Below are 9,424 nucleotides of genomic sequence, written 5' to 3'. Positions count from 1 at the left end.
ATGGTTTTTTACAGCTCCAGCATCAACCCGCTCAAGCGCTTCACCTTGCGTCGCAATGCTTCTTCGAACACGCCCTTGCGCGGCTCGATCAAACTGAACCAGTTTTTGGCGCGGGTGATGCCGGTGTAAATCAGCTCTTTGGTGAGCACCGGGTTCAGCGCCTCCGGCAGGATCAGCGCGGTATGGGCGAACTCCGAGCCTTGGGATTTGTGTACGGTCATGGCATACACCGTTTCCACGTCGTTAAGCCGACTCGGCAAGACGAAGCGTACCCCGCCGCTACCGTCGTTACGTGGAAAGGCCACGCGCAACACCTGCTTGCCCGCTTCCGGGCCGTCGCGCTCAGGCAGGCGCAAGGCGATGCCGATGTCACCGTTCATCAAACCGAGCCCGTAATCATTGCGGGTCATCAACACCGGACGACCTTCGTACCAATGCTGATCGCTTTCAATCAGTCGGGCTTCGTACAGCGCGCTGGTAATACGCCGGTTCAGCCCTTCTACACCCCAAGGCCCTTTGCGCACAGCGCACAACAACTGAAACGCATCAAATGCATCCAGCACCGCTCTGGCCCAATGACCCCAACGCTCGTCTTCCAGCGGGGAATCCTGTGGCGGACGCTGCGCAGCCATCACGCCCAGATAATGCCGATAGCCCTGCGGACCTTTCGGGCCTTGGTCGAGCCCTTCGAGCAGCAGACGTTCCAGTGAACGATCCTGCTCATTCTTGAGGGCCAATGCGTGCAAATCAGCGTGACTACGAGCGGCCAACAAAGCCCGGGCTTCGGTGGACTGTTGCTGATTGACCAGCCGCGCCAGTTGCCCGATACCACTGCCTTCACCAAAGCGCCGCGAGTAACGTAACATCGCCACTTGCTGAGCCAGCGGATGCTGTTGCTCATCGCCTTGCTGCAAACCGGCACGATTCAAGTCTTCGCCGCTGATTGCTTCCAGCCAGCGCTGGGTTTGCGGGCTGTATAACCCGGCTTCGGCATCACGGCACAAATCACCCAGTACCGCGCCCGCCTCAACGGAGGCCAACTGGTCCTTGTCACCCAGCAGCACCATGCGTGCATGTGGCGGCAGGGCTTCCAAAAGATTGGCCATCATTTCCAGGTCGATCATCGATGCTTCGTCCACCACCAACACATCCAGTGGCAGCAGATTTCCAGCGTGATGGCGGAAGTGACGGGTGCCCGGACGACTGCCCAACAAGCGATGGACCGTCGTCACCTCGGCAGGGATTTTCTGCCGCACGTCTTCGCTGACCGTCAGGCTCTGCACTTGCTGACTGATGGACTCAGTCAAACGCGCCGCCGCTTTACCGGTGGGTGCCGCAAGCCGAATCCGCAATGGCTGACCGGCCTGTACAGCCGGGGCCTGCAACAACGCGAGCAAGCGCACAACCGTGGTGGTTTTGCCGGTGCCCGGCCCGCCCGTAATGATGCTGAATGCACCACGAGTCGCCAGCGCACACGCCAGTTTCTGCCAGTCGATCAGCGCATCCGGCGTAGTACTCTGCGGGAACAGCGCGTTCAAACGCTGGGCGAGGTCGTCGGAAACGGCCTCCTGCTGTGCCAGCCGCTGACGCAATATCGCGCCGATGCGCCGTTCGTACGTCCAGTAGCGGCGCAAGTACAAACGCCGATCAGACAACACCAACGGTTTGCTGCTCGCACTTTCACTGTGGTCATCCCCTCTGGCAACCAGCGTGCTGGCGAGCAATGCTTTGCACCATGCGTCGCCATCAAGCGCTACCAGTAACTGCGACGGCAGCAGCATCGGGCCGCTTTGCACATCACCTTCGGGGGGCAATGACAAGGCGAAGTCCGGTTCTTTAAGGGTTTCGTACAGATCCAGGCACACATGGCCGTGGCCGAGTTGGTGGCTGGTCAATGCAGCGGCCAGCAGCACCAGCGAATCGGCGGACGGATCCAGCTCACTGAGGAACGCGACGAAAGCCTTATCCAGCGCCCGCAGCCAACCGCGCTCAACCCAACGTTCAAGCAATAACAGCAGATCGCGAACGTTAGTCAGCGGCGCGAGGTCAGCCAGGCTTTGGGCATCCAGCGGCGTGGGCAGCAGTTCAGCAAATGAGCGACTCATGCGGGTTCTCCGGTCAGGACGAATTCTTCAGTCACTGATTTGCCTTGAAACAGAAGATCCAGACCTACGATCAGTTCCCGTGGCGGCCGGGTAAACCAGGCGCCCTGGCTGGTTGAATAAGCACCGCGCAGGAACACATACAGCGCGCCGCCCATGTGCTGGTCGTAGTCGTAATCGGCGAGCCGCGCCTTGAGCTGGCGATGCAAGGCCAGCAAGTAGAGCACGTATTGCAGGTCGTAACGGTTGTCCAGAATTGCGCTGGTCATGGCGTCCTGGGTGTAGCTTTCATCGTCCGGCCCAAGCCAGTTGGATTTGTAATCCGCCACGTAATAACGACCTTCGTGTTCGAACGTCAGGTCGATGAAGCCCTTGAACATGCCGTTCAGGGAAACTGTTTCGGTTGCCGCGCGCGGGGCGTTGTCATGGGTGTAGCGGCGCACCAGAGCGTCCATTTGTGCGACGTTGACTTTGTGGCAGGCGAACCAGAACTCCATTTCGATGCGGTACTGATTGGGCTGGTCCATCGCCCCTAGAGAAATCGGCGTACTATCGCCGGCCAGCGACAACGGTAGATTCAGGACCTGTGTCAGCCAGCCGGTCAGCGTGTCGATCCAGCCTTCCCAGCCGCGTCGGTTACAGCGCCGAGCCACAGCATCCTTGAGCTGTTGTGGATCGCTGACGGCCTTGGCAAAACCTTCATTGCCCGCCCATTCCAACAAACCATGGAGGAAGGTGCCGGGATTAGGACCGCGTGGAAAACGGTGGATATCCCCTCCGCTGACCAGCACTTCACGGGGCGCTTCGCGGTCGAGGCGTTCGTCATCGAACAGCTTTTGCGCTTGCGGGCTGTCCGGTGATTCGTCGCTGTCGCTGCCCGCAGTGATCGTGTCGCCGATGCGCAATGCGCTGTAGGAGGCGATCCACCAATTTTCGGCAGCGCGGCGTTTGGGCATGCGCGGCTTGAGCAACGTTGCTTCGTTGCGTGGCGGGCTGAAGGTTTCTGCAGTCGCGGCAGGCACGTCTTCGACGCTGATACCGTCGCAGCTTTCGCCCAGATCCCGCAGCCACGACGCCAGGCCAGCCGACTCAGCCAACGGCGTGCCGCCGCCCAACAGATACCCCAAAGCCGAGCGGTGCAACATCGAGCTGCTGGAATTACCGCGCTTGAGGTCAGCGACGCCCAGCCAGCAGACGTATTCTGCGCGAGTCAGGGCTACATAAAGCAAGCGCAGGTCTTCGGCCAGACGCTCGTTATCAGACTGTTCGATCAGCGCAGCGGTAGGTTTGAGACTGACTTGCGCACGACCGTTTTCATCATGGAAATGCAGGGGCAGACGTGTCCCATCCACCGGTTTGCTGGAACAAATGAACGGCAGGAACACCAACGGATACTGCAAGCCTTTGGACTTGTGAATGGTCACGACCTTGACCAGTTGCTCATCACTTTCCAGACGCAAAATCTGTTCTTCACCAGCCTGACCAGACAGCGCCAGATGCTCACCCAGATGGCGGATCAAGGCCTGCTCGCCATCCAGTTCGGCAGCGGCTTGTTGCAGCAATTCGGACAGGTGCAGCAAGTTGGTCAGGACACGCTCGCCGTCACTTCGGGTGATCAGGGTCTGCGGCAAATGGAAGTCATGCAGCAAGCGACGCAGCATAGGCAGAACGCCCTGATTGCGCCAGATCAGGTGATAACCGCGGAATTGCATGACCCGCGCTTCCCACGCCAATTCGTCCTGATTGAGGCGCTCCAGTTCCGCCAACGGCAATGCCAGCGTGATGCACGCCAATGCAGCGCGCAGGGTGCGTTCGGAATCAGGCTCGGCGCAGGCCTTTAGCCAGGCCAATACATCGTGAGCTTCCTGGGCGGCGAACACTGAGTCCTTGTCGGACAGGTAAACGCTGCGCACGCCACGGGCCGACAATTCGCCGCGCACTGCCTGAGCCTCTTTGCCGTCACGCACCAGAATCGCGATGTCGGCAGGCAGCAGGCCTTTCAGGTCTTTATCCATAGCCGCGAAACCGGCACGACCCTGTTGCCCCGCGTTGAGCAACCGGACAATTTCACTGGCGCAACTGGCAGCCAGTTGCTGACGATAGTTGACGCCTGAGACCGGCTGATCGCTCGCCAGTTGCCAGACATTCAGGGCAGCCAGCGGTGTGCCATCGATTTGCAGCGCGTCTTTACGGCCTTGAGAAAGCGCACCGGCAAACGGTACGTCATTCTTGTCACCTTCGCGGAACAGGAAGGCACCGCGCCCTTCTGGACGCTGCTCGGCGCGCAGGAACACATGATTGACCGCTTCGACCATGGAGTGGCTGGAACGATAGTTGGTGTCCAGCGTATGCCAGCGACCAGACGTGGCCTGACGTGCACGCAAGTAGGTGTAGATGTCGGCGCCACGGAACGCGTAGATCGCTTGCTTGGGGTCGCCGATCAGGAACAGCCCGGTTTCGGTGTCGTTTTCTTCAAGGCGATAAATGCTCTCGAAAATCCGGTACTGCACCGGGTCGGTGTCCTGGAATTCATCGATCAAGGCGACCGGAAACTGTTCGCGAATCAACGTTGCCAGACGCTCGCCGCCGGAGCTTTGCAGCGCGGCGTCGAGCCTGAGCAGCATGTCGTCAAAGCCCATTTCTGCGCGACGGCGCTTTTCGGCTTCGAAGCGCATGCCGACCCAATGTGCGGCGTGTTCGAGCACTGCGGCATCGGGCGTGGGCAAGGTATCGAGGGCGACCTTGAGTTCGACCATCGCCTCGAAAGCCGGATGCGAAGGCGGATTGCTCTTCCATGCTTCGGCGATACCGTCTGGGGTCAGCCGGGTAAAGCCGGTGCCCAGATCGAGTTCTTCCAGTTCCTCATCGGCCGCCCAGGCAGTGAGCTTTTCAAACCATGGCCGGAAATAGCGTTCCTGCATCTTGCGCCCATCGACAACCTTACACGCCACGCCGTCAATACAGATGGCATGCAGCTCGGCGGCCCAGTTGGTCCATGGGGATTTAAGCGCCTTGAGCGCCTCGCGACGTTGTTGCAAGGATGCAGCGATCAACTCGGCAGGGTCTTGGGTCGGGACCGCCCGGTCGCTGCCAAACAGGCTACGCACCCGAGGTAACAACGCGGCGGGGCCACTCCAGTTGGCGCGGACCCAATTCAGGGCGTCGCCACTCATGGGATAGCAGAACAGTCGCCAGTAATCGCGCAGCACTTCGCCAAGCAAATCGCTGTGATCGGTTTCCAGGGTCTGGGTGAACAGGCTGCCACTGTCGAAAGCATGTTCGCGCAGCATGCGCTGGCACCAACTGTGGATCGTCGATACGGCGGCTTCGTCCATCCATTGCGCGGCGATGTCCAGCCGACTGGCGCAGGCCTGCCATTGCTCGGGCGTGAATTGTTCGCGCAGCTCGTTGATCAGCTCATCAGGTGCGCTTATTTCTTCGCGAAAGAAGCGTGCCGCTTCGGCCAGCCGGATCCGAATCCGGTCGCGCAGTTCTTTGGTCGCGGCATCGGTGAAGGTCACAACGAGGATTTGCGGCGGCAACAGTTCACGGCCAAAGCCGGCGACATCACCGCCATGACCGAGAACCAGACGCACGTACAGCGCCGAAATGGTGAAAGTCTTGCCGGTACCAGCGCTGGCTTCGATCAGTTGGCTGCCACGCAGCGGGAAACGTAGGGCCAGGGATGCGGTGTGCTGTTGGGCGTCAGTCATGCGCTGGCTCCTTCGCTTTGCCAAGGCGCGTCGAAAATCGGTTTGTAGAGCGCATCGCACCAGCCAGCGAACTCTTCGCTGTCGATCAAGGTGTCGAAATCCGGAAACTGCCGGGCCAGCGCAGTGCTTTCACGTCGCTCGCCATCAGTGGTTTGGCCATCGCCTTCGTAGGCTTTGCGAGCGGCGGCTTCGGCTTTGCTTTCGTCGTTCTGACCAAGCCAGGCAAAAGCGGTTTTAACGGCCACCGGCAATGGACGCTGCATGCCAGTCAACCAGGCGGTGAGCAGGTCATTCAGTGCGTTGGCGGCGAGAGTCTTGTCCAGCGGATCCAGCAACAAGGTTTCATCGCTGGCCACCAATGCAGTGCTGAGCGGCAGCCCACAAGCACAGCCCACCAGATGCAGAACCCACGGACGAATCAACCGATGCCATTTGCGGTTTTTCTTCGAGCCAATGGAGTTGGGAATAGCTGTGATCAGCAAGTACTCGCCTTGAGCGTTGGCATGCAAACCACCCAGCCAGCCTTCCAGTCGCACGCCTTGATGGGCGTAGCTGACCGGCAGCGCACTGCTCAGCGCTTCAGGCCATTTATGGAGCAGGCTCTGATAGCGCTGCAGCAAATCCGGCAGCGGCTCGATCAGTTCTTCTCGCAAGCTGCTGCCGAAACCCGCCATGGGTAACAGGCCGCTGCCCTGGAGTTTTAACGCTTGTGCCTGCAGCGCTTCGTCAATGTCTTGCGAGCCAGTGAGCGCGGCGTTAAGCAGGCTGTCGCTCAGGCTGTAGCGCTCAAGGGCGTCGAGCACAAACGGCTCTTCGTCAGCCAAAGGCGCTTCGGCCACTTCGAAGTAGATCTTCAAGCGCTGGCTGAAGAAGTGTTTGACCGGGTTTCTGAGGAAGTCCTGCAGTTGAGCCAGGTTCAGGGGCTCATCTTGCTCGTGGACAGAGAGTGGCGTGGTTATCGACACGGCGACATTGGTTTCGTGCAGGACCTGCCATTCACGGGCGAAGCTGAATAAGTTTTCAGTGTTTTCATGAAAGTATTGCGCGCTGAACGGCTGAAGCGGATGTTCGAGGGTCATTGCGTGGAGAAGTTGCTGACCCGGATCGCGCTTTTTGCTGTCCATGGGGGCTTCGGCGTTTTGGAGTGTCCAGCCTGCCGCCAAGTGATCACGCAGTTGGCCGATCAATACAGAAGGGGGTCGCTCACTATTGTCACGAATGCTACGGCCCACCCAACTGATGTACAGCTGATCTCGGGCCGAGAGTAGCGCTTCGAGCAACAGATAGCGGTCGTCTTCTCGGCGTGAACGATCACCTGGGCGGTAATCGCTGCCCATCAAGTCAAAGTCCAGCGGTGGCTGTGCGCGGGGGTAATCGCCGTCGTTCATGCCGAGCAGGCAAACCAGCTTGAACGGGATGGCGCGGATTGGCATCAGGGTGCAGAAGTTGACCGAGCCGGCGAGAAAACGTTGGGACAAACGGCCCTGATCCAATCCGGCCAGCCAGGCTTCGCGTACTACGGTCAGTGGCAGTTCGTCTTGCAAACCCACCGACTCACATGTCTCCAGCCAGGTCTCGCGCAGTTGCTCCAGTTGAGCGAGCAAGTAGTCGTCGTGCTCGCTGTCCGCTTGGAAGAATAGCTGTATCAGCGCTTGCAGGCGGATGCCCCACTCTGTCGCTACCGCAGGCGAAGACAGCTCGTTGTGAGCGACCTGAAGCGCGTCAATCAACGCCACCAACGGACCGATCAAAGCGGCGTCCAGACCACCGATTTCGTCGTAGGGTTCGATGCCGTCACAGGCGGCACCAGCACCGACCGCATAACCGAGCAACATGCGGCGTAATCCGAAATGCCAGCTGTTTTGCTCCAATGCTGCGGGCAAACCGAGCCCTTCCCGCTGCTCGGCATTCAGCCCCCAACGGACACCGGCACCTTCGATCCAGCGATGCAGGGTCGGCAGGTCGCGTTCCTTGATTTTGAAACGGGCGCGCAATGCAGGGACGTCCAGCAGGTCGAGGATTTCGCTGACCGGGAAACGGCTGTCCGGAATCTTCAGCAGGTGCTCGACGGCGATCAGCAAAGGCTCGCGCCCGCGCTGCCCCTGGTCAGCAAGGGTGAACGGGATAAAGCGGCGGTCTTCGCGATCAATCTGACCAAATACAGCGCGAATGTGCGGCGCGTAGCTGTCGATGTCCGGGACCATGACGATCACATCGCGAGGACGTAGATCCGGGTCTTTGCTGAAGCGTGCAAGTAATTGGTCGTGCAGAATCTCGACTTCACGCTGGGCACTGTGGGCGACGTGAAAGCGGATCGAGCGGTCTTGCAGCGGGTCGACAGCGGGCCAAATTTCCCGGGTTTCATCAAGCGGCCGTAGCTCAAGAATGTCGTCCTGTAGCTGGTTGAGAATGGTATGCGGATCACTCTCGCTGAACAGATCTATGCGCCCATCTTTGAACGCAGAACGGTAGCTACCGGGATCATCGTGGCTGTCGAGCAGGTTGATGTAGTCGCGACCTTGCTTACCCCACGCAGCCAGTAGCGGATGAGCGTGCTGATGCAAAGCCTGCGGATCCAGTACGACAGGCATTCCGGTTTTACGGGCCTGACGTTTGTACTGATGCCGCAGCAAATCCTTGTCGGCAACAATGTCGGCCCAGTGGTGGCGACAGGGGTTGTGAACACAGAGCAGCACCTGGCTGAATCTGGCCAGACCGGCCAATGCTTCCAGGGCCTGAGCAGGCAGAGAGGAAATGCCGAAGACGATGACCCGCGCCGGTAGACCCGCCGGGGCTTCATTCATGTGGGTGATGCGTTCGATAAAGCGTTGGTGCACACCCGCTCGACTTTGGGCCATGCCTTCGGTTCCGACATCCAGAAGCAGCGCACGCCACAACTCAGCCTGCCAGCAATTCGCCGGGGTGAGCGGTTTGGCTTCGCCTCTGACATTACGTAATTGGTGACGACCTGCTGCCCAGTCTTCCAGCCAGTCGGCGCGGTACACCTGATACTGGTCGAACAGGTCGGCCAAGCGTTCGGACAGCTGATAGCGCTTGCGCAGGTCAGTGTCGTTGGTCAGGAAGCGGCGCAGCGGCTCGAAGTGTGGCTGGTCGATCAAGGCGGGCAGCAGGCGCATCAGGCGCCAGGTCAGCGGCGCCTTGTCCAATAGTGACGCGGCCGGAATTTCATCCTTACCCAATACCAATCGATACAACTGCCACATGAAACTGCCAGGCAGTTGGACGTCGATGGCTGCCGCAATTCCGCAGCCTCCCTGGTCATCGTCTTCTGCATCTTCAGCCAGGGCCAGCTTCAGCCACTGGGCAATACCGTTGCTCTGCACCAAGGCGATTTCGTTTTCCAGAGGTGAAAGCGGATAACGGCGCATCCAGGACACAACCAGACTGCGCAGGTCATCCAGGCGATTGCCATGAACCACCATGAAACCGGCGCTGAGAGAGGTTGTAACGGGCATGGATGCTTCCTTGGCTGATTGTGCTGAGTGGAAAAAACTGTAGCCGAACCTTAAAGCAAAACGGAGGGGGTGTAGGAGGGAATTTGCGGGTGAATTGTCGCTGGCCTACCGAGGTTGGCGCATGGACGGTAGA

3 protein-coding genes are annotated in these 9,424 nt (G+C 59.6%); all 3 read right to left on the bottom strand.

From position 1 onward, the window contains the following. Nucleotides 1-8: 8 nt before the first annotated feature. From recD to recC, 3 genes are read right to left on the bottom strand one after another with little or no spacing between them, the layout of a single operon-like run. Nucleotides 9-2,105, bottom strand: coding sequence for an exodeoxyribonuclease V subunit alpha (gene recD / locus H8S59_RS24110; protein ID WP_187523051.1), 2,097 nt, complete (start codon nucleotides 2,103-2,105; stop codon nucleotides 9-11). Then, nucleotides 2,102-5,815 carry an exodeoxyribonuclease V subunit beta gene (gene recB, locus H8S59_RS24105; protein WP_187523050.1) on the bottom strand — a complete coding sequence of 1,238 codons (3,714 nt, stop codon included), beginning with the start codon at nucleotides 5,813-5,815 and terminating at the stop codon, nucleotides 2,102-2,104. Before recB ends, recD begins: the two co-directional genes overlap by 4 nt. Further along, on the bottom strand, nucleotides 5,812-9,291 hold the full coding sequence (gene recC, locus H8S59_RS24100; protein WP_187523049.1) for an exodeoxyribonuclease V subunit gamma: 3,480 nt from the start codon (nucleotides 9,289-9,291) through the stop codon (nucleotides 5,812-5,814). Before recC ends, recB begins: the two co-directional genes overlap by 4 nt. Nucleotides 9,292-9,424: the final 133 nt, after the last annotated feature.

Source organism: Pseudomonas folii (assembly GCF_014357575.1).
In the GTDB taxonomy this organism is placed as follows: domain Bacteria; phylum Pseudomonadota; class Gammaproteobacteria; order Pseudomonadales; family Pseudomonadaceae; genus Aquipseudomonas; species Aquipseudomonas folii.
The sequence above is the reverse complement of the archived record's forward strand: the minus strand, read 5'-3'. Positions and strand labels throughout refer to the sequence as shown.

Coding starts and splice junctions, on each gene's coding strand:
- recC (WP_187523049.1), bottom strand. CDS start 9,291: ATGCCCGTTACAACCTCTCTCAGCGCCGGTTTCATGGTGGTTCATGGC.
- recB (WP_187523050.1), bottom strand. CDS start 5,815: ATGACTGACGCCCAACAGCACACCGCATCCCTGGCCCTACGTTTCCCG.
- recD (WP_187523051.1), bottom strand. CDS start 2,105: ATGAGTCGCTCATTTGCTGAACTGCTGCCCACGCCGCTGGATGCCCAA.